The sequence below is a fragment of the Ruegeria sp. N4 genome, from assembly GCF_056531425.1.
In genome coordinates, this window is sequence record NZ_JBQFLT010000005.1 from 92,892 (window position 1) to 112,410 (window position 19,519).

Below are 19,519 nucleotides of genomic sequence, written 5' to 3' on the forward strand. Positions count from 1 at the left end.
AGGTAGCGCAGCGTTGCGGTCACGCACTTCCATACTGGACAGACGGGAAGTTTGTCGGCCTCATATTCTGACCCAGCGGAGACGACATGAGATGACCAATAGCCCCCTGTCCGGATATGACGGACCTTACCCGGCACCAGTGGAAATCTGGGGCTTTGACGTGAAACCGGAATGGATCGACTATAACGGCCATATGAATGTGGGCTATTACGGTGTCGCCTTCGATAATGCCTTCGAGGTTCTGCTGGTCGAGCATCTGGGCCTTGGTGAACCTCAGGTACAGGCCTACGGGCAGGGGCCGTACATTCTGCAGGCCCATCTGCATTTTTTGCGTGAGGTGATCGCTGGCGCGCCGTTCTACTTTCGGTTCCGATTGCTGGACGCCGATCACAAGCGCGGCCACTATTTCGCTCAGATGATCTCAGAGGAAGACGACGCCGTCTGCGCGACGCAAGAGGCGCTGTTCATGAATGTCAGCCATCAGACCGGGCGGTCGGTTGCTTATCCGGATTGGGCCATTGCGCGCCTGGCGCGGATGGTGGAGGACCACAAAACCTTGGAGAGCGCCTCTCAGATCGATCACCCAATCGGTATTCGCCGTTAGTAATCGCGTTCGAAGAACAGGCCGATGCCGGTTTCGCCCCGGCCATCGACCGTGCCCCGGACCGTAAAGTTATCATTCACGTCCAGGTTCAGGTTCACCTCGGTATCGCCCTCGGTGTTGACGGTGAAGTCCGTGTAGAGATTGTCGCTGAGATACGCGCCCGCGCCCAGGCGACCTGCGCCGCCCTCGGTCGCGCCGATATCGATGGTGTCGACGCCGGTAGAATCGCGCAGCCCCTTGGTGGCGTCGCCGCCCGCACCGCTGAGCTGTGCCAGCGACGCGGCCATTTGCGCGATGATAAACGGCGAGAGTTCCGAGAACCGGTTGCCGAACAACAACATGGCCAGCGCCTCTTCGGCGGGGCGTTCGGGGTCCGAGAATACATCGACTTCCGGGGAATCCAGCGGTCCGGCGATTTCAATCGTGGCGGTTCCGTCCGAGGTGCTGGCAGACGATTCGAACTCGATATACGGGGTCAGATCGCCTTGCAGTGTCACGATCCCCTTGGTCAAGGCCAGCCTGCGGCCCAAGATATCGAAATTACCCCGGATCAGTTCAATCTGGCCCGAGGGGACAACGGATCGCGTTGTGCCACCGATATTAATCCGCCCACCCAGCTCCGCGTTCACGCCGCGCCCGCGCACAAAGACGGCTTTGGGGGCCAGCAGACTGATATCCAGCGCAATGCGCGAGTCGCTTTGGGCGGCTTCCTCTTTCACCACCAACTGCGCCCGTTCCCGGGTGACATATTGCGCGCGGCTTTCGCCGACATGCGTGATCTCGGGGATCGGTGCCGCGCCCACGGCACCCGAGGCGGCGGCGAGGTTGATATTGGTTTCCTCAAACGTGATCTGACCGGACAGGGAACTGTTTCCGGCCAAAGTCCCCGCCATGACGATCTGACCGTTGAGCGTGGTCTCATACAGCAGTTGATCGGTCAGCACGAGGCTATTCAATGCGGTGGTGATTTGGGCGTTGAACGGCGGCGTCAGATCGACCGGGCCAGACACGGTAAACCCGCCACCGGCGCGCATGCCGCCATTCATTGAGATGGTGGCGCGGCTTTGCGCCAGATCAACCGACCCACTGATCCCTGTCACCGTCTGTCCCGCAGTTGGAATCGCAAAGGACGTTCCGGATGTGGTGATAGACCCGCTTAGGGACTCAAGCGCCGGTGCGCCCTTCAGCGCCAGATCGAACCGGGCCGCGCCTTCGATCTTGTTCGGTGTGATGAAGATATTGGCGATGCCAAGGTTGACGCCGCCCTGTGCCCTCAGATCAGCCGTGCCAGCGGTTTCGTCGAACGTCCCCGCCACGGTGCTGTTGATCCCGGCAGGTCCTTCAGCCTTGGCGTCGATGGTCCAGACCCCGTCTGACCGCTTTGCATTGCCGGTTGCCGCGACGGTGCCGGGGAAATCCGGCACAAACCGCTCGATCCGGTTGAGCCTGGCGTCAAAGTCCAGATCGGCAGAGCCATCGGTATCGACCGTTCCGACAAGGCTGGCGTAAGAGCTGTCGGGCCCCTGCAGATTGGCCGTGCCTTCCAGCCCCGATCCGGTTGGCGCAACATTGCCGTCCAGTTTCAGGGGGCCGGTGAGTGTTTCCGACAACCGCCCCAAGTCGTCGAGGGCGGCGGTAAAGTTCAGCCCCCCGGTCTCGCGGCTCAACTGACCCGAAGCATTGGCGGAAAGGGCCGTTCCTTTCAGGCGGAAGGTGCGGATGTTCAACCCGTTCTCATCGTTCAGGGCATCCACGGTCAGGGTCGTGCGCCCCTGCAGCAGCGCATCCACCTGCTCGATCCCCGCGCGGATGTCATCTGCCTTGACGCTGCCGTTCACATCGAAGGCCTTGCTGCCCACTGCGCCCTTGCCTTGAAGCTGCGCCTCGACCGATCCCGCCAGATCGCGGTTTGCAAGGCCCGAGAACAAGGACAGGTTTGGAACATCCACACTGGCCGTACCATCGACCGCAATATCTCCGGTGGGATCGTCAATCGTGGCCGCAACCTGGGCTGTCACGGCGTTTCCGTTGACCTTGGCCTCGCGGATCGTAATCTGATCCTCAGACACGGCCCCGTCAAACTCGACCGAAGTTTGCCCTGTCAGAAGCGGATCGATATCCGCCATCCCGGTTTTGATGTCCCGGCTTGTCATGCTGGCCTTACCATCAAACCGAGGCGTTTTAACGGCCCCGCTCCCTTGGACGCTGGCGTTGACCGACCCCGCCAGATCGCGGCCCGCAAGGCCCGAGAACAGCGTCAGGTCGGGAATAGACGCACTGGTCGCGCCATCGAAAGCAATGTCGCCGGTTGGATCGTCAATCGTCGCCGCGACTTGGGCCGTTACGGCATTCCCGTTGACCGTTGCCTCGCGGATCGTGATCTGATCTTGCGACAGCGCCCCGTCGAATTCGACAATGGTTTCGCCTTTCAGAAGGGGGTCAATCTCGGCCATCCCGGTTTTGATGTCGCGTGCCGTAACGCTGGCTGTGCCGTCGAATTCAAGGGTTTGAACCGTTCCGGCCCCTTGCAGGCTGGCCTGAACCGAGCCGCCAAGTTCGCGTTTCGCCAGACCGGAAAAGACTGACAGATCGCGCGCGGATAGTTTGGCCTGACCGTCAATTGACAGGTTGCCATCAGGGGTTGTGACCGTCCCGCTTGCCTGCGCCCGTGCCGCATCCGCAATCAAGGTAAAGTCGCGCAGGGTGATTCCATCGGCTCCGCGTTTGGCATCGACTGTGATGGTTGTCTCGCCCCGGATCACCGGATCGATGTCGTCGCGCCCGGTGGACAGATCGCTGCCCTTGACCTCTAGCTTGACGTCAAAGCTGCCCTCCAGCGGTGAGCCTTTGCCCACCAGCCGGGCTGATGCCTGCCCGCCCAGCTGCAACTGCGCGAGATCAGAGAACCGGGACAGATCCGTTGCGTCCAGCGAGGCCGAGCCATCCACGGCCAGCGCGCTGGTCAAACCGCTGATCAGCGCATCGACGCCCAGCGTATAGTCCGAGCCCACCAGCTCGAACCCCGACAGGTCAAGCGACTGATCGCTGCCATAGTCGAACACCCCGTCCAGCGTGATCCGGTCCCCCAGCGCGGTGTTCATCGCAGGGTCTGCCAGATCAAGCCCGTTCAGCGCTGCCTGCACGTCACCATCGACATTGACGATATCGCCCTGTTCCAGCGTGCCCTGCGCGGTGATCTGTGCCCGGTCCAGACTGATCTGAGGCGATTTGAACGCGTTGGCCGTCAGACTCAGGTCCCACAGATTGCCATTCGCCTGATCGAACAGGGCCGAGATTTGAGCGGCTTCAATCGAAGTTTCGCCGCCCGAGGCTGGCAAGACAACAGTTTCCCCATTGGGCGGTGATATGCGCCCCTGCAATGCGGCCAGTTGCAAGGTCCCACCCGCCGCCAATTGCAATTCGCCTTCCAGATTCAGGGCTTGGGACGTGAAATCCAGATCACTGATCTGCAACGCGCCTTCGGGCTGTGTTTTGCCGTCGACAAACAGGCGCGTGTCCTGACCAAAGAATACGTCCATGTCGTCGGCGACAAAGGGGGTCAGATCACCGCTTAGGTCTGCAGTGAAGGCAATCCCGTCTTCGGCCGTTTCATCCTCGGTCGCTGCCGAACGCAACCTGACCTGACCGGCCACCCGTTGCTGGTTGTCGCTGCTCAGTCCGATATCGGCGGTGAAATCGGTCAGCGGCCCTGATCCCTTGGCGGTCAGTCCAATGGGCGGGCTATCGGGGATTTTCAACGCCGTCGAGATCAACCCGCCCGAAGCTTCGGTCACGTTCAGATCCAGATCGATCTGACTGTTCGAGTTCTGGAACCCTGCCGCCAGCGTGATCTCATCCCCTGCACGGTCCAGCCTTGTAATGTCCAGATTTGTGTCCAGTGTACCGTCCGCCAATGAAAGGTCGCCGGTGACGGTCAGTTCTGCGGCCACGCCGATCAAGGGCTCACCCAAGGCCAATTCATCGATCCGGATCTCGCCGATTTCGATTGAGACCGGCAGTTCCGGCAATTGAAACGGCTGGGTTTCTGCTGACGGGGGTGGGGCCTCGGTCGTTGTAGTGCCCGGAGCGCGGGCCACGTCGATCTCTTGCGCAGTCAGGGCGTTGACCGAAAACCGGCCCCGGATCAGGGCAAGACGGTTCCAGTCCAGTTCCGCCCCTTTGATCGTCAGCCAGACGCCTTCGTCATCGGCCACCGTGATCTCTTCTATCGTTGCGCGTGAGCTCAGCGCGCCTTCCAAGCCTTTTACAGTTACGTTCTGATCGTCTCCCGACAGCGTGTCCTGCAGGAACCGCTCGATCATGCTGCCGCCTTCGTCCTGTGCGTATGCCGAAACCGGCGCGCAGGTCAGTGTGACGACCAGAACGGGGTATGAAAGACGCTGTATCAAAAGGCCTGTCCGATCCCGATGTAGAACTGCAACCCGTCGCCCGTGTCGCCCTGAACGGGCACGGCAAGGTCAAAGCGCAGCGGGCCAAAACCGCCCAGATCATATCTGACCCCAAGCCCAGCCCCGGCATGATCCTCGGCCCCGGTGCCGACGAATGAGGACGTGTCTACAATACCGTAGTCATAAAACCCAACCAGCGACAGGGTGTCGGTGATCTTGCCGCGCACCTCGCCAGAAAAGCCCAGGAACGATTTGCCGCCCGCAACGCCGGTGCCTACCGGAATGCCAAGGCTTTCAAACGGTTGCCCACGCACCGTCCCGGCCCCGCCCGAGAAGAACAGAAAGTCCGGCGTCACCCCATCCGGTGGTGGCCCGATGACCGAGCCCAGCTGGACCCGCCCCGCCAGAACAAGCCGGCCGCCGGTTCCAAGGCTGGTATAGGCGCGACCGTCAAAGAACAGCCGGATGCCGGTATCCGTACCCGAAAGCCCAACAAACGGCATGACCTGCGAATCCAGATAAAACCCTTTTGTCGCACTGACCTTGCTGTCGCGCTGATCCCATTCGGATCGGAATGGCAGGATAAAATACCGGAACTTGCGCCCGTCACCATAGGCATCATCTGCGTTCGACCACTGAAAGCCCGCCGACGCCTCGGCGTATAGCTGATCCGAAAAGGTGCGCCGTGCACCATAAGCCAGCGAGGCGACGGTCACGTTGTAATTGTCGGTGTTTCGACGCTCCAGCAGCGCGCTCCAGAAGGTGTTGTCGTCGGGGCCCAGCCGGTCGGGTTGATCCAGTCGCAGGCCAATGCGTCCATCCAGATCCTCGGCCCCGCCGATATTGCGCAGGGCGGCTTCGAACCGCAGACGTTCGGCCCGGCGAAAGACATTGCGGTGGGTCCAGGTGGCGGTGACGTCGACACCATCGCGGGATGCAAGCTCGACACCAAAGGTCAGACGGCGTTTGGGCAGATCTTCGAAGGTTGCGTCGAAATCCAGCGTCCCATCGGGGTTTGGCGTCTCACGCTCTTGCAGGGACACCACGTTGAACGTCCCGGTGCGGCGCAAGCGGGTGCCGACTTTCTGGATTTTGGCGGGCGAATAAACCTCGCCGCTGGGAAAGCCAGCGATCTTTTCAATCGACCGGTGACGAACATCGGTGTCGCCCTTGATGAACATCTGGCCAAAAGTCAGTCGCCTGTCCGGGTCCAGATCAATCTCGGCGTCCAGCCGCGCCTGGGCATGGCGCGCGATCACCCGTTGCCCGGCCACACTTGCCTTGGCGTGGCCCGCATCGCGCCACGCCTGAACACCGGCCGAGGCCGCCTGTTGGATCGCGCCCGTGGTGGCCAGCTTGCTGGTGGCGAATTCCTCGGGCAGCACCGTGTCAGGGGCCAGAGGTTGCACAACTGCCGTGCCGAATTTGAAGGTCGGGCCGGTTTCCACTGTGATAACCGCGCGGTTGATCTGATTGGGAACGGTGAGCGAGCTCATCTCGGCCGCTTCCTGCCCGTCCAGTTTGATACTAACGACCGGGCTGAAATACCCCTCGTCATACAGGATCTGTACCAGCGTCCGGTAATCCGACAGGGCGGCAGACAGAATTTCCAGCGGCGTGTCCAGCCCGCGATCTTCGGCGGTGGCGACGGAAGAGGTTTCTTTCAGGCGCTCGACAACTTCCTTGGGGGCTCCGGGGGCGGTCAGTGTGGTTTCCAACGCAACCAGCGTTGTTGGCGCAAGGGCGGTGACAGCGCCCAATAGCCAGCATCTCAGACCGCGTCGCGGCTTGCTTCCCTGCATCAGTTGGCTCCAACTGCCCCCGAGTCGAAATCTCTTGTGCCGTGTTTCTGCACGGCTCTTTGAATTCAAGTTAGAGCATCTGAAACCGTTTGGGGGAAGGGGTTAATCGCGCGATGCGCCGAATTGCCGTGATCCGTGACCGCGTTACAGCCCGGCGTTGCGGACCCATCGGATGATGGCATCGCGATCTTCTGGTTCCATAAAGGTCACATTGGCCGGCGGCATCGCATGGGTCACACCGGCCTGCAGGTAGATCTGCTGCGCGTTGCGGGCAATATCCGCCTCGGTTTCCAGCAAAACGCCTTTGGGGGCCCAAAGGATGCCCTCCCAAACCGGCTCACGTGCATGACACATCGAACAGCGCCCCAGAACGATATCATGTGCCTGCTCAAACCCCTCGGCAGCCGCGAATTTCTGTTCATAGGGCGTCAATGGCTGCGCCTCGGCCTCTTCAATCGGTTCATACATCGGTGCGGTCGACAGCCACATGATGGCGATGAACAGCAAGGCGGTTGCCAGCCAGGTCCAGGTGGGGTTGCCTGCACGCGCGTGGCGGGTGTTGAAATAGTGCCGGATGGTGACGCCCATCAGGAACACCAGCGCGGCAATGATCCAGTTGTACTGGGTCGCGAATGCCAGCGGGTAGTGGTTGGACAACATCAGGAACAGAACCGGCAGGGTCAGATAGTTGTTGTGGGTCGAGCGCAGCTTGGCGATCTTGCCGTATTTCGGGTCGGGCGTGCGGCCATTCTTCAGATCATCCACAACGATGCGCTGGTTCGGCATGATGATGAAGAACACGTTGGCCGTCATGATCGTGGCGGTAAACGCCCCAAGATGCAGCATCATCGCGCGCCCGGTGAAAATCTGGTTGTAACCCCAGCCCATAGCCACCAGCAGGACGAACAGCAGTACCATCAACAGGGTTGGACGCTCGCCCAGACCGGATTTGCACAGAAAGTCATAGACCAGCCATCCGATAGTCAGGGACGCTGCCGAGATCAGAATGCCTTGCCACAGTGCCAGATCGGCCTTTTCGGCGTCGATCAGGTATAGTTCTCCGCCGACCCAGTAGACGATCATCAATAGCGCCGCACCGCTGAGCCAGGTCGAATAGCTTTCCCATTTGAACCAGGTCAGGTGGTCGGGCATCCGCTCGGGCGCGACCAGATATTTCTGAATGTGGTAGAAGCCGCCGCCATGCACCTGCCATTCCTCGCCATCCGCAGGGCCGGGGATATTGCGGTTCAGGCCCAGATCCAGCGCGATGAAGTAGAAGGACGATCCGATCCACGCCATGGCCGTGATCACATGCAGCCAGCGCACGGCAAATGCCATCCAGTCCCAGAACACGGCAAAGTCGTACATGAATGAGGTCTCCGATTGGTTGCCGCCACACTAGGCAAACGGGCTTTTCTTCGGTATTCCCGTATATTGTCAAACTGTATCAAAAAAAACGATAAGATGTCCTATCTCGACAATATCCGCACCTTCGTCAGGGTTTATGATCTGGGCAGCATGTCCGCCGCCGGGCGCGATTTGCGGATTTCACCCGCCGTGACCTCGGCCCGGATTTCTCAGCTTGAGGATCATCTAGGCGTGCGTCTGTTTCAACGCACGACGCGGAACCTGTCACCGACCGAGCAGGGCAAGGCGTTTTACCCCGGCGCGGTGGCGGTGCTGGATGCGGTGGATGAGGCCGAAGCGCAGGTGACGCATCTGACCGAAGCCCCGCGTGGGTCTCTGTTCGTGGCGGCTCCGCTGGGGGTGGGGCGGCGGTTGCTGGCCCCGCATGTGCCTGATTTTCTGGCGGAATATCCCGAAATCGATGTGCGTTTGCGCCTGACGGATCGATCCGTTGACCTTACGACCGAGGGGTTGGATCTGGCCTTTTTCATCGGTCAGCCCGAGGACAGCACCTTGCGCATCCGCAAAATCGCCGATTGCCAGCGCGTGCTGTGCGCCGCCCCTGACTATGTCACGCGGCGGGGGATGCCTGCGACGGGGGCTGATCTGGTGAAGGACAAACACGAATGCCTGAACCTGCGCTTTCCCGGCGCGACCGAGTTTCAGTGGATGCTGGAAACCGCCGACGGCCCGAAACGCTATGCGGTGTCAGGCCGGTTCGAATGTGACGACGGAGACGTCCTGACAGATTGGGCGCTGTCCGGGCAGGGCATTGCCATGAAGCCGGTGTTTGAAGTGGCCGATCACCTAAGCGCGGGTCGTCTGGTGGCCGTCGCGCAGGATACGCCGCCCGTGCCGGTGCAGATGGCGTGCCTTTATACACACCGCCGCCATCAGGACCCCAAGGCGCGCCTGTTCATGGATTTCATGATCGAGCGGATCGGAAAAGTCGTCCGAAACTCGGAATTGCCAGCCGGGTAGCGCTCCCGCCCCTGTTTGTGCCGTTCCGGCACCGCACAGCGTTGGGCCGGGCGCCGCAGCTGTGCTGCGGCGCGGGTGCGACGGGATCGGGTGTGGCGTTGCCATTGATAAAAGCGCAACCGCGCCGGGCCCGCAGGGCGCGGCGCTGGGCCCAACGGGAAGGGACCCTGAAAGGGTCTCTGACCGGCGGGAGGGTTAGCTGCCGCGATAGGTCGAGTAGCCGTAAGGGGAAAGCAGCAGGGGCACGTGGTAATGTGCGTCGGGGTCGGACATACCAAACCGGATCGGCACCTGATCCAGAAACAAAGGGTCATCCCCGTCTTGTCCTGTCGCGCGCAGGTAATCGCCGGCGAAGAAGATCAGCTCGTATGTGCCCGTCTTGAATGTCTCCTGCGGCAGGATCGGGCTGTTCGTGCGACCATCGGCATTGGTTTCCATCTCGACCAGCTTGCGATGGGAATTGCCGGACACGCTGTACAACGCGATTTTCAACCCGGCGGCGGGGCAGCCCCGGGCGGTGTCCAGAACATGAGTTGTCAGATAGCCTGCCACGAAAGCCTCCCTCAGATACGTCACTTTGCTGTGACACAGTGTGGCGCAAAGATCAAAACAGGGGAAATGCCGAAAGAACCGGAAACAGCGTTCGGATTGATTTGATAATCATTGGCGAATTTCTAGGATAAGCCTGTCGAAACATCCAAAACCGGAAGACGCCATGCAACCGCCTCGATACCCCCGCGACATGATTGGATACGGTGCCAACCCGCCAGCGGCGCAATGGCCGGGCGGGGCCAAGCTGGCCGTCCAGATCGTACTGAATTACGAAGAGGGTGGCGAGAACTGCGTTCTGCACGGTGATGCCGCGTCCGAGGCGTTTCTGTCCGAGATCGTCGGCGCGGCGCAATGGCTGGGGCAGCGTCATTGGAACATGGAATCGATCTATGAATACGGCGCGCGGGCCGGGTTCTGGCGGCTGCATCGCTTGATGCAGGACCTGCCGATCACGGTTTACGGCGTGGCATCGGCTTTGGCGCGGTCGCCGGATCAGGTGGCCGCGATGAAAGACGCCGGTTGGGAGATTGCCAGCCATGGGCTGAAATGGGTGGAACACAAAGACATGCCCGAGACGCAGGAGCGCGCCGAAATTGCCGAGGCGATCCGGCTTCACACCGAGGTCGTCGGTGAGCGCCCGCGCGGCTGGTACACCGGGCGCTGTTCCGAGAACACGGTGCGTCTGGTGTCCGAAGAGGGCGGGTTCGATTATGTCGCCGACACCTATGACGACGATCTGCCCTATTGGGCACAGATCGACGGTCGGGATCAGCTAATCGTGCCCTACACGCTGGATTGCAACGATATGCGCTTTGCCACGCCGCAAGGGTTCAATGCGGGCGATCAGTTCTTTTCCTATCTCAAGGACAGTTTCGACGCATTGTATGAGGAAGGGCAGGCGGGGGCGCCCAAGATGCTATCCATCGGGTTGCATTGTCGTTTGATTGGGCGACCGGGCCGCGTCATGGCGTTGAAACGTTTTCTGGAATACGCGCGCAGCTTCTCGGATGTGTGGTTTGCCACCCGGTTGCAGATTGCCGAGCACTGGGCACAGACCCACCCGCCGCAATCCCATCCGAAGCCGTCGCAGATGGGACGGGACGCGTTTGTCGAAGCCTATGGGGGCATTTTCGAACACTCGGCCTGGATTGCCGAGCGGGCCTATGATCTGGAACTTGGGCCTGCGCATGACACCGCAGGCGGGTTGCACAACGCCTTGGCGCGGATGTTCAGGTCGGCCTCTGAGCCCGAGCGGTTGGGGGTTCTGACAGCGCATCCTGATCTGGCGGGCAAGCTGGCGCAGGCCAAGCGGTTGACGCAGGAAAGCACGTCCGAGCAGGCCTCGGCCGGTTTGGACGCGCTGACGGATGAGGAGCGCGTGGCCTTTACCGAATTGAATACGCGGTACACTGAAACGTTCGGATTTCCGTTCATCATTGCGGTGCGGGATCATGACAAGGCTTCAATCCTTGCGGCCTTTCAGCGGCGGATTGAACAGGATCGCGATACCGAGTTTGCCGAGGCCTGCCGTCAGGTTGAACGCATCGCCGAATTCCGGCTGCGGGACGTGTTGCCCTCATGAGCCGCCGGATCGTTGCCGAGCCGCTGACCGCTGAGCAATTTGCGCCTTTTGGTGATGTAATCGAAGGGTCCGGCGATGCCGACAAGATCATCAATCAGGGGCAGTGTGGCCGGTATCATGATCGGGCGTTGCTGGATTTCTCTGACGGGCGCGCCGGGATCAGCCTGTTCAACGCCAACCCGCGCGCGCTGCCATATGCGCTGGATATGGTCGAGCGGCACCCGGAGGGCAGTCAGGCCTTTATCCCGATGACCCATCAGCCGTTTCTGGTTGTCGTAGCACCCGATGAGGGAGGGCAGCCTGGGCGGCCCAGGGCCTTCATGACACGGGCCGGGCAGGCCGTGAACTATCACCGCGCTACGTGGCATGGGGTGCTGACGCCTTTGCATGGTCCGGGCCTGTTTGCCGTGGTGGATCGCATCGGTGAGGGTGCGAATCTCGAGGAATTCTGGTTCGACACCCCCTATGAGGTGATCGCGGGCTAACCCCGGAAGGCTCCCGCCCGGTCAGAACGCATCGAAGTTGCGCGCTGACCCGTTGGGCCCGGCAGCGCGCGGGCAGGCCCGCCCGCTGCGGTCAGTCCGGATCAACCCGTCGCCATCAAACGGGCCACGTCCAGCATGCGGGCGGAAAAGCCCCATTCATTGTCATACCAGCCGAAGACACGGACCTGATTGTTGCCGACCATTCGGGTCTCGGGGCCTGCGATAACCAGCGATTCGGGGCGGGATCGCAGATCGGACGAGACCAGAGGCAGATCGGTCCAGCCAAGAACCGCCGAAGCCTCGACCGCTTCGCGAAACGCGGTGTCGAAAGCCTGTTCGCTCATGCCGCGCCCGAGCGTTACCACAAGGTCCACCGCCGAAACGCTGGCGGTTGGAACCCGCACCGCTGCGCCCGAAATCCGTCCGGCCAGATGCGGGAGAACAACGTCGATCAGGTGGGTCGCGCTGGACGTGGTCGGCACCATCGACAGCGCCCCTGCGCGCGAACGCGCAAGATCGCCGCGCGGCGCGTCGACCATCGGCTGGCTGTTGGTGTAACAGTGGATAGTGGTCATATGGCCCGAGACGATGCCGCCGATCTGATCCAGTGCCCGAACCAGCGGCGCGAGGCCATTGGTGGTGCAGGATGCGTTCGAGACGATGCTGGCATCACCCAACTGATCCTCATTGGCACCCAAAACCACCGTCAGTTCAGCCGCAGGCGAAGGGCCCGAGATCAGCACCTTGCGCGCGCCAGCCGTCAGCCCCCGGCCGGCGACATCGGATGAGCGTGCAATGCCGGTGCAATCCAGCAGGACGTCAACGCCTGACAGATCGATATTCGCCAGATCGGAACTGTGCGTCATCGGCACCGTGCGCCCGTCAATGATCAGGGCTTCGTCACCAGCGGACACGTCCCCCGCATAGGGGCCAAAGGTGCTGTCGTATTTGAACAGATAGGCACAGGTGTCCAGCGGTGCGATATCGTTGATCAGCACCAGCTCGATATCTGATCCTTGCGGCTGGGCCAGAACCTGCCGCAGGATCGTGCGGCCGATGCGGCCGAATCCGTTGATCGCGAGTTTCATGCGCAAGCTATGGCAGGCAGATCAGGCGATCTCAACGAAAGTATTGTACCAATTTCAACCGCAACTGACCTGCGAGAAGAACTGCCCCGAGATGTTCTGATACATGCTGGCCACGATCGGTTTGCATCCGGTTGCCTGCTGGATCGCCGCGATGGCCTGCAGGGTGCGCAGGCGTGGTGGCGGGCCGAACGGGTTGAGGTTGTTGTTGTCGCGGGTGGCGCGGTAGATGACCGGCTCGTCCGAGACTTTGGTCACGGCCCACGTCCGGCTCATGACAAAGACCGATTTGGTCTCATCCTTGGCGGCGACCGGCGTGGACAAGGTTGCGGCCACCATGGCGCATGCGGCCAGAGCCATCAGGGGGGTACGCAGTTTCATCAGCCAGTCTCCAATACTCAAACAATGGAATTTGCTGGGATTTCAGCAAATTCCGGGGCCGCTGTGAACCCCTGCAGGGGTAAAAGGCGATGAAACCGGGTTTAGCGGGGCAAGGATAACGGCATATGCCGGTTCACATCTTTGTACAGAAGATACCGGAAACGCCCCGGTCCACCCGCGTAACAGGCCTGCGGGCAAAAGGCGCGTAGCCACATGTAATCGCCTGCCTCAACCTCAACCCAATCCTGATTGAGCCGGTAGACGGCCTTGCCTTCCAGCACGTAAAGCCCGTGTTCCATCACATGGGTTTCAGCAAAGGGGATCACGCCGCCGGGTTCGAAATTGACGATGTTGACATGCATGTCGTGACGCAAGTCCTGCGGGTCGGCAAAGCGCGTTGTGGACCAGCGCCCTTCGGTTCCGGGCATCTCGATCGGCGTCACGTCTCGTTCATTGGTGATGATCGGGTCGGGGACGGGCAGCCCGTTCACGGCCTCATAGGCCTTGCGAACCCAGTGAAACCGCGCCACGGCGTCGGATCGGTTGTGCAACGTCCAGTCCGCGCCGGGTGGGATATAGGCGTACCCCCCTGTATCCAAATTATATTCCGTTCCGTTCAACGTCAGATGCACGGCCCCCTCAACCACAAACAGAACGGCCTGAGCGCGCGGGTCTGTTTCAGGCTGATCGCTGCCGCCGCCGGGCTGAACCTCCATAATGTATTGCGAAAACGTCTCGGCAAAGCCGCTGAGCGGACGGGACAGGACCCACAGGCGCGTGCCCTCCCAAAACGGCAGGTAGCTGGTCACGATGTCGCGCATCGTGCCCTTGGGAATGACGGCATATGCATCTGTGAACACCGCCCGGTCGGTCAAAAGCTGGTCCTGGCCGGGGTGCCCGCCGAGGGGCGAAAAATAGGTTGGTTGTGTCATCATGTGCCTCGGGTTCGTTTGCGTTGCACTATGTGACCAAACCGGGTGCGGCCTCTAGCGCTGGGCTTGCGATAGGTTTGTTCGGGATAATTTGAAGGTCGCCGCCATAGGGGTTGGCCACGCCCCCGCGCAGGTATATCCTTGAAGTCAAAATTGATTTCAGTTCAGCGAGGCAGAAATGAAAGCCCGGGTCTTTTTCGCATTGGCACTACTTAGCATGGCAGGCGTTACGACGACCGCCTCGGCCAAACCATTGTCCCGAATCATCGCCGAAATGGGGCTTTCGCCTGCGGATTTCGAGGTGGCAAACAAAGCCTCGCGCAGCTTGCTGACCGACGGCACGCCCAGCGTCGGCAAGGAGATCGGGTGGAGCAATGTCGAGACCGGATCAAAGGGGACAATCCGGATTGATGCGGTCGAAGGCAATTGCGTCCGGCTGCAACACGACATTCAGCCCGAAGGCAAAGAGGCCTCGCGCGGGGTCAGAACCCGTCAATGCAAGGACGCGGGCGGCAACTGGGTGATGGCGCCCTGATTGCGCTAGTAACCGCGCGCCCGGTCGACCTCATTCAGAAGTGGCGCGCCGGTTGTCAGCCGCTGGAAGTTTTCTGCCACATCCGACAGCGCATCGCCCAGATGCCAACCGGACACATGGGGCGTGATCGTCACGCTTGGGTGCTGCCAAAGCGGGTTGTCGGCTGGCAGCGGCTCGTGACACGTCACATCCAGAATTGCATGGCCGGGCGTGCCCTGATCCAGCGCGGCAATCAGCGCACCCTCGTCAATCAGATCGCCGCGACCGGCGTTCAATAGCTGACTGCCGGGTTTCATAGTCGCCAGCATCTGCGCGTCGAACAGACCCACCGTTTGCGGGGTCGAGGGCAGGATGGCGCAGACATGATCGCACTGCCCCAGCAGACCGGGCAAGGCATCGTCGCCGTGCACGCAGGTGACGCCCTCGATCTGCTTAGGCGACCGGCTCCAGCCCAGAACCTGAAACCCGACAGCGCGCAGCATTCGCGCCGTGCGGTCCCCGATATGACCCAGACCCAGAACGCCGACGGTTGTATGGGGCGTGAAGGTTGGTTCCTTGGGCAGCCATTCAGCACGGGCCTGCGCGGCTTCGTGAAATGCCATGTGACGCTGGGCGCGCAGAATGTAGGCGACGAACCATTCGGCAATGCCTTGTGCCGGTGCATCCGGTTTCAGGCGCGCAACCCGCATGTGATCCGGCAGGTTGGGATTGCCGACAATCGTTTCTACGCCCGCCCCAAGCTTTTGCACCAGTTTCAGGTTCGGCAGCTGGTGCAGGTGGTCGTCTTTCAGGCCCACGACCGCAACCATCGTGATCTCATCGGCGTTGCCGATTGCGTCCGGCGTGCGAATATCGGCACCGGGGATCGCGGACCGGATGTCATTGGCGATGTCCGCATCGCTGATCCAGTTGGTCAGGCCGGTGTCTATCAACAGCGCCATGGGCGGTTCCTTCCCTTGAAATTGAACGTGGTGACGTTCCGTCACGCAACTGGACAGAGTCGCAACAGTTAAGCCATCCTCGGTCCGTAAGGTACAGCCCGGATTTCACCCGGCAGGAGGGAATTTCATGAATATGTCATTTGGTTTGCGCGAGGAAAACCGCGCCCTTTTGCAACGTGTCGCCGACATGGTCCGGGATGAGATCATGCCGCTGGAAGAAGAATACCAGGCCGAGATCAACAAGGACGACCGCTGGCAATATACCGAACGCCAGGCCGAAATCCTTGAGGGGCTGAAAGCCAAAGCCAAGGCCGCCGGTCTGTGGAATTTCTGGCTGACCGACAGCGACAAAGGGTTCGGGCTGACCACGGTTGAATATGCTTATTTCGCCGAAGAGATGGGCAAGACCCCCCTTGGGGCCGAGGTGTTCAACTGTTCCGCCCCCGACACCGGCAATATGGAAGTGTTCGAGCGTTACGGCACCGAGGCGATGAAACAACAGTGGTTGAAGCCACTGCTCGACGGCCAGATCCGCTCGGCCTATCTGATGACCGAACCGGATGTGGCTTCATCCGATGCGACCAATGTGTCGATGTCCTGCGTGCGGGACGGCGATGACTATGTCCTGAATGGCGAGAAATGGTGGTCATCCGGCGCGGGCGATCCGCGCTGCAAGGTCTATATCGTGATGGTCAAAACCGGCGGCGAGGATCAGCCCAAGCACAAGCGCCAGTCGATGATCGTGGTGCCCGCCGATACGCCCGGGATCGAGGTTCTGCGACCCATGCAGGTCTACGGCCACGACGACGCGCCGCACGGCCATATGCATATTCGGTTTACCGACGTGCGCGTGCCCGCAGAGAATATCCTCTTGGGCGAAGGCCGCGGGTTCGAGATTGCGCAGGGCCGCTTGGGGCCGGGGCGCATTCACCATTGCATGCGCGCAATCGGTCAGGCGGAAAGCGCACTGGAGCAGATGTGCAAGCGTTCCATGCAGCGTGAGGCGTTCGGCAAGAAGCTGGCGCAGCTGGGTGCCAATTACGACATCATCGCCGAATGCCGGATGGAGATCGAGATGGCCCGCCTGCTGTGTCTGAAAGCGGCGTGGTACATGGATCAGGGCGATGCGCGGGCCGCGGCCCCGTGGATCAGCCAGATCAAGGTGGTTGCGCCTCGGGTCGCGCTGAAGGTGATCGACGAGGCGGTGCAGATGTTCGGCGGGCAAGGGGTCAGTCAGGACACACCACTGGCCACCGCCTGGACTCATGTGCGAACCCTGCGACTGGCCGACGGACCAGACGCGGTTCACCGCCGTCAGGTCGCGCGGGCCGAATTGAAGAAACACACGCAGGAAAAGGTCTGACGCACCGCATGACCAGGTACGAATTCGACAACCTCGCCTATTTTCATCAGCGAGAAGATGGGGCTTTTGTCGGCAACGACCCGGCGCGCGGCCCGTGGTCAGCCGATCATTGTCACGCGGGGCCGGTCAGTGGCCTGATCGTGCGCGCTGCTGAAACCGAGGTTGGGCCCGAGAAGATGCTGACCCGTCTGACGGTTGATCTGCTGCGCCCTCTGCCCCTGTCGGGCTTGCGGGTGGCGGCAGAGACTACACGCCACACCAAAACGCTCGCCACCACGCGGGTGACGGTGCATGATCTGGACGACACCCTGTGCGCTACGGCGACAACCATGCATCTGGCGCGTCGTGATCTGGGCACGGTGCCCAATGTCCACGTCACTCCGCTGCGGTTCGAAGATGCAGTTGATGGGCCTTTCCCGATCGGTGAACTGCGCCACGACCTTCCAGGATTTGCCCATTACAGCGACATCAGATACCCGGCTGGGGGCAAACAGGGGGCCGGGCCGAAAGCCATCTGGATGCGCACGCCGAACCTGTTGGAGGGTGAGGTGCAATCGCCGATCCAGTCGCTTTGCCCGCTGGCCGATTGCGGCAACGGTATCTCGTGGAACGCGCCAACGGCGGAAATGGGGTTCATGAACACCGATCTGACGGTGAATATCCATCGCGAGCCGGTCTCGGACTGGTTGGCAGCCGACTCGATCTCGCACTGGCAACCTTCGGGCGTCGGCATGTCGCAATCGGTTCTGTATGATACCGAAGGGCCAGTGGGGACAGCGCTGCAAACGTTGGTTCTGTTCCCGCCCACATGATGCGCTCGGCCGGTTTCTGCGATGCAGCCGGGAAACGCATTGCCGCTGCGGTGTTGCCGCCCTATCTTGCCGTCATGCGTTGGCTGATACCCATTCTGACTTGCTGCCTGCCGATCCCCGCGCTGGCCCACCCGCATGTCTTCATCGACACCGGGCTGGAATTCATCGTGGACGAGGCAGGCAACCTGACCCATGTGCGCGTGACCTGGGCGTATGACGAATTTTACTCGCTGCTGGTTCTGGAGGATTTGAAGCTGGATCAGGATGCAGATGGCGTTCTGACAGAAAGCGAAGAAGCGTTCCTGACCGGGTTCGACGCGCAATGGATCGAAGGTTACAACGGCGATCTGGTGGTGACTGCGGGTGGTGCGCCGGTCAAACTGTCCGGTCCGCTGAAACCCCACGCGACAACCGAGAACGGGCGCGTCGTGACCACGCATCTGCGTCAAGTCGAAGGTGGCGCCGTACCTGCCGACGCCCTGTCGGCCAAACCGTTTGATGAGACCTATTATACCGCATACGAAGTCAACCGGCCCGTGACCGTGTCCGGCCCGTCCAGTTGTTTTATCGAGCGTGTCGATCCCGACATCGACGGCCAGTTGGCGCAGATGCGGGCGTTTCTGCTGACATTGGACGCGGAGTACGATCTGGAGGAAAACGACATCCCGCTGGTGGGCGAGAACTTCGCGACTGAGATCCTCGTGTCATGTCCAAATACCTGATCGTTCCTGTTGCCATCGCCTTTGGCCTGTTGGCCTGGTTCTGGGGAAGCGGTGGCTTTGACAGTCTTGCCGCCTGGGCCGCAGGTGAGCAGCGCGAGTTCCAGAATCAGATCGCACGGGCGTTGCGGGCAGCGCGGGCCGAGCAGCCTCAGGCTGTGGCAACGCTACTGACCGTTTGTTTCGCCTACGGGTTCTTTCACGCCATTGGCCCCGGTCACGGCAAGGTACTGATCGGAGGGTATGGTCTGGGCCGCCGCGTCGCGTTCTGGCGCTTGTCCGCGATCAGTGTGCTGTCCAGTCTTGGTCAGGCGGTGACGGCGGTTGTTCTGGTCTATGCCGGAGTGCTGGTCTTTCAGCTGTCGCGCGAGACCTTGGTAGGCACGACCGAACAGGTAATGGCCCCCATCAGCTACGCGGCGATTGCAGCGATTGGACTGTGGCTGGTTTTCCGTGGTGTACGTAGCTTTGTCAGACGGTCCCGTAACGATGCCAAGCCTTCCCATGCCCATGATCACGACCATGACCATCACCACCACCATCACCACCACGAGGGCGAGGTCTGTTCGGATTGCGGCCACCGCCACGGCCCCAGCGCGGAAGAAGTCGCCAATGTCGGCAGCCTGCGCGAGGCGATCATCCTGATCGCAGGCATAGCCGCGCGCCCCTGTACCGGCGCGCTTTTCGTGCTGATTCTGACCTGGCAGATGGGTATTGCGATGGTCGGTATCGCCGGAGCCTTCTCGATGGCGCTGGGCACGGCACTGGTTACTACCTTGGTCGGCTGGACGTCATTTGGGCTGCGCGGCGGGCTGCTTGCTTCGGCCTCGGCCACCCGGTTCGCCTCCGTTCTGGCACCGACCATCGAACTGGTGGCGGGGCTGGTGATCGCGGTTATAGCCGGTGGTCTGCTGTTGCGCGCGATCTAG

17 protein-coding genes are annotated in these 19,519 nt (G+C 61.2%); 9 read left to right on the top strand and 8 right to left on the bottom strand.

Going from position 1 to position 19,519, the window contains the following annotated elements; translation table 11 throughout:
• The first annotated feature begins 91 nt into the window (after positions 1 to 91).
• Complete coding sequence (locus ACR0LW_RS09865; protein ID WP_480882517.1) at positions 92 to 604, top strand: thioesterase family protein; 513 nt, start codon at positions 92 to 94, stop codon at positions 602 to 604.
• Here the strand turns inward: ACR0LW_RS09865 and ACR0LW_RS09870 are convergent.
• The 3 genes from ACR0LW_RS09870 to ACR0LW_RS09880 all read right to left on the bottom strand — a co-directional run bounded on the left by ACR0LW_RS09870 (position 601) and on the right by ACR0LW_RS09880 (position 8,183).
• Positions 601 to 5,013 carry a translocation/assembly module TamB domain-containing protein gene (locus ACR0LW_RS09870; protein ID WP_480882519.1) on the bottom strand — a complete coding sequence of 1,471 codons (4,413 nt, stop codon included), beginning with the start codon at positions 5,011 to 5,013 and terminating at the stop codon, positions 601 to 603. The two genes, ACR0LW_RS09865 and ACR0LW_RS09870, sit on opposite strands and share 4 nt — an antisense overlap.
• Positions 5,010 to 6,815, bottom strand: coding sequence for a BamA/TamA family outer membrane protein (locus tag ACR0LW_RS09875; RefSeq protein WP_170454377.1), 1,806 nt, complete (start codon positions 6,813 to 6,815; stop codon positions 5,010 to 5,012). Before ACR0LW_RS09875 ends, ACR0LW_RS09870 begins: the two co-directional genes overlap by 4 nt.
• Positions 6,816 to 6,959: 144 nt before the next feature.
• The gene (locus tag ACR0LW_RS09880) at positions 6,960 to 8,183 is read right to left on the bottom strand and encodes a urate hydroxylase PuuD (protein ID WP_170454375.1); all 1,224 of its coding nucleotides are present in this window, start codon (positions 8,181 to 8,183) and stop codon (positions 6,960 to 6,962) included.
• Positions 8,184 to 8,279: 96 nt separating this feature from the next.
• Between ACR0LW_RS09880 and ACR0LW_RS09885 the strand changes: the two genes are divergently transcribed.
• A complete protein-coding gene (locus tag ACR0LW_RS09885; protein WP_480580134.1) occupies positions 8,280 to 9,203 on the top strand; it encodes a LysR family transcriptional regulator in 924 nt (307 codons plus the stop codon).
• A gap of 195 nt (positions 9,204 to 9,398) precedes the next feature.
• Here the strand turns inward: ACR0LW_RS09885 and uraH are convergent, their stop codons facing one another.
• The gene (gene uraH / locus ACR0LW_RS09890) at positions 9,399 to 9,755 is read right to left on the bottom strand and encodes a hydroxyisourate hydrolase (RefSeq protein ID WP_480580137.1); all 357 of its coding nucleotides are present in this window, start codon (positions 9,753 to 9,755) and stop codon (positions 9,399 to 9,401) included.
• 163 nt (positions 9,756 to 9,918) lie between these two features.
• On the opposite strand from uraH, the gene puuE reads away from it, so the two are divergent.
• Both puuE and ACR0LW_RS09900 read left to right on the top strand, forming a co-directional pair.
• Positions 9,919 to 11,337, top strand: coding sequence for an allantoinase PuuE (puuE, locus tag ACR0LW_RS09895; RefSeq protein ID WP_480882521.1), 1,419 nt, complete (start codon positions 9,919 to 9,921; stop codon positions 11,335 to 11,337).
• The gene (locus tag ACR0LW_RS09900; protein WP_480580143.1) at positions 11,334 to 11,822 is read left to right on the top strand and encodes an ureidoglycolate lyase; all 489 of its coding nucleotides are present in this window, start codon (positions 11,334 to 11,336) and stop codon (positions 11,820 to 11,822) included. Before puuE ends, ACR0LW_RS09900 begins: the two co-directional genes overlap by 4 nt.
• Positions 11,823 to 11,923: 101 nt before the next feature.
• On the opposite strand, the gene ACR0LW_RS09905 is transcribed toward ACR0LW_RS09900, so the two are convergent.
• From ACR0LW_RS09905 to ACR0LW_RS09915, 3 genes are all read right to left on the bottom strand, one after another.
• Positions 11,924 to 12,910 carry a type I glyceraldehyde-3-phosphate dehydrogenase gene (locus ACR0LW_RS09905; RefSeq protein WP_480882523.1) on the bottom strand — a complete coding sequence of 329 codons (987 nt, stop codon included), beginning with the start codon at positions 12,908 to 12,910 and terminating at the stop codon, positions 11,924 to 11,926.
• A 54-nt stretch (positions 12,911 to 12,964) separates the two neighbouring features.
• Entirely contained in the window at positions 12,965 to 13,288 is a 324-nt protein-coding gene (locus tag ACR0LW_RS09910; RefSeq protein ID WP_480626831.1) for a hypothetical protein, read from the bottom strand.
• Between the two features lie 101 nt (positions 13,289 to 13,389).
• The gene (locus ACR0LW_RS09915) at positions 13,390 to 14,220 is read right to left on the bottom strand and encodes a bifunctional allantoicase/(S)-ureidoglycine aminohydrolase (RefSeq protein ID WP_170623793.1); all 831 of its coding nucleotides are present in this window, start codon (positions 14,218 to 14,220) and stop codon (positions 13,390 to 13,392) included.
• 217 nt (positions 14,221 to 14,437) lie between these two features.
• Here ACR0LW_RS09915 and ACR0LW_RS09920 point away from each other — a divergent pair, with 217 nt between their 5' ends.
• On the top strand, positions 14,438 to 14,755 hold the full coding sequence (locus ACR0LW_RS09920; protein ID WP_480781455.1) for a hypothetical protein: 318 nt from the start codon (positions 14,438 to 14,440) through the stop codon (positions 14,753 to 14,755).
• A gap of 5 nt (positions 14,756 to 14,760) precedes the next feature.
• Here ACR0LW_RS09920 and ACR0LW_RS09925 read toward each other — a convergent pair whose 3' ends face one another.
• The gene (locus tag ACR0LW_RS09925; protein ID WP_170632835.1) at positions 14,761 to 15,696 is read right to left on the bottom strand and encodes a 2-hydroxyacid dehydrogenase; all 936 of its coding nucleotides are present in this window, start codon (positions 15,694 to 15,696) and stop codon (positions 14,761 to 14,763) included.
• Positions 15,697 to 15,823: 127 nt separating this feature from the next.
• Here ACR0LW_RS09925 and ACR0LW_RS09930 point away from each other — a divergent pair, with 127 nt between their 5' ends.
• Genes ACR0LW_RS09930 through ACR0LW_RS09945 form a run of 4 tightly spaced genes read left to right on the top strand, consistent with a single transcriptional unit; the run spans position 15,824 to position 19,519 of the window.
• Positions 15,824 to 17,059, top strand: coding sequence for an acyl-CoA dehydrogenase family protein (locus ACR0LW_RS09930; protein ID WP_170454357.1), 1,236 nt, complete (start codon positions 15,824 to 15,826; stop codon positions 17,057 to 17,059).
• Between the two features lie 8 nt (positions 17,060 to 17,067).
• Positions 17,068 to 17,871, top strand: a complete 804-nt coding sequence (locus ACR0LW_RS09935; RefSeq protein WP_480882525.1) for a thioesterase family protein — start codon at positions 17,068 to 17,070, stop codon at positions 17,869 to 17,871.
• A complete protein-coding gene (locus ACR0LW_RS09940; protein WP_480882527.1) occupies positions 17,868 to 18,593 on the top strand; it encodes a DUF1007 family protein in 726 nt (241 codons plus the stop codon). The genes ACR0LW_RS09935 and ACR0LW_RS09940 overlap by 4 nt, the downstream gene beginning before the upstream one ends.
• Positions 18,578 to 19,519 (top strand): nickel/cobalt transporter, encoded by a 942-nt coding sequence (locus tag ACR0LW_RS09945; RefSeq protein WP_480882528.1) that lies wholly within the window; start codon positions 18,578 to 18,580, stop codon positions 19,517 to 19,519. The genes ACR0LW_RS09940 and ACR0LW_RS09945 overlap by 16 nt, the downstream gene beginning before the upstream one ends.

Excerpts from the sequence above, each read along its gene's own strand:
- ACR0LW_RS09930 (WP_170454357.1), top strand. The coding sequence starts at position 15,824 with ATGAATATGTCATTTGGTTTGCGCGAGGAAAACCGCGCCCTTTTGCAA.
- ACR0LW_RS09940 (WP_480882527.1), top strand. The coding sequence starts at position 17,868 with ATGATGCGCTCGGCCGGTTTCTGCGATGCAGCCGGGAAACGCATTGCC.
- ACR0LW_RS09945 (WP_480882528.1), top strand. The coding sequence starts at position 18,578 with ATGTCCAAATACCTGATCGTTCCTGTTGCCATCGCCTTTGGCCTGTTG.
- ACR0LW_RS09865 (WP_480882517.1), top strand. The coding sequence starts at position 92 with ATGACCAATAGCCCCCTGTCCGGATATGACGGACCTTACCCGGCACCA.
- ACR0LW_RS09900 (WP_480580143.1), top strand. The coding sequence starts at position 11,334 with ATGAGCCGCCGGATCGTTGCCGAGCCGCTGACCGCTGAGCAATTTGCG.
- ACR0LW_RS09935 (WP_480882525.1), top strand. The coding sequence starts at position 17,068 with ATGACCAGGTACGAATTCGACAACCTCGCCTATTTTCATCAGCGAGAA.
- ACR0LW_RS09910 (WP_480626831.1), bottom strand. The coding sequence starts at position 13,288 with ATGAAACTGCGTACCCCCCTGATGGCTCTGGCCGCATGCGCCATGGTG.
- ACR0LW_RS09885 (WP_480580134.1), top strand. The coding sequence starts at position 8,280 with ATGTCCTATCTCGACAATATCCGCACCTTCGTCAGGGTTTATGATCTG.
- ACR0LW_RS09905 (WP_480882523.1), bottom strand. The coding sequence starts at position 12,910 with ATGAAACTCGCGATCAACGGATTCGGCCGCATCGGCCGCACGATCCTG.
- ACR0LW_RS09920 (WP_480781455.1), top strand. The coding sequence starts at position 14,438 with ATGGCAGGCGTTACGACGACCGCCTCGGCCAAACCATTGTCCCGAATC.
- puuE (WP_480882521.1), top strand. The coding sequence starts at position 9,919 with ATGCAACCGCCTCGATACCCCCGCGACATGATTGGATACGGTGCCAAC.
- ACR0LW_RS09875 (WP_170454377.1), bottom strand. The coding sequence starts at position 6,815 with ATGCAGGGAAGCAAGCCGCGACGCGGTCTGAGATGCTGGCTATTGGGC.
- ACR0LW_RS09880 (WP_170454375.1), bottom strand. The coding sequence starts at position 8,183 with ATGTACGACTTTGCCGTGTTCTGGGACTGGATGGCATTTGCCGTGCGC.
- ACR0LW_RS09925 (WP_170632835.1), bottom strand. The coding sequence starts at position 15,696 with ATGGCGCTGTTGATAGACACCGGCCTGACCAACTGGATCAGCGATGCG.
- ACR0LW_RS09915 (WP_170623793.1), bottom strand. The coding sequence starts at position 14,220 with ATGACACAACCAACCTATTTTTCGCCCCTCGGCGGGCACCCCGGCCAG.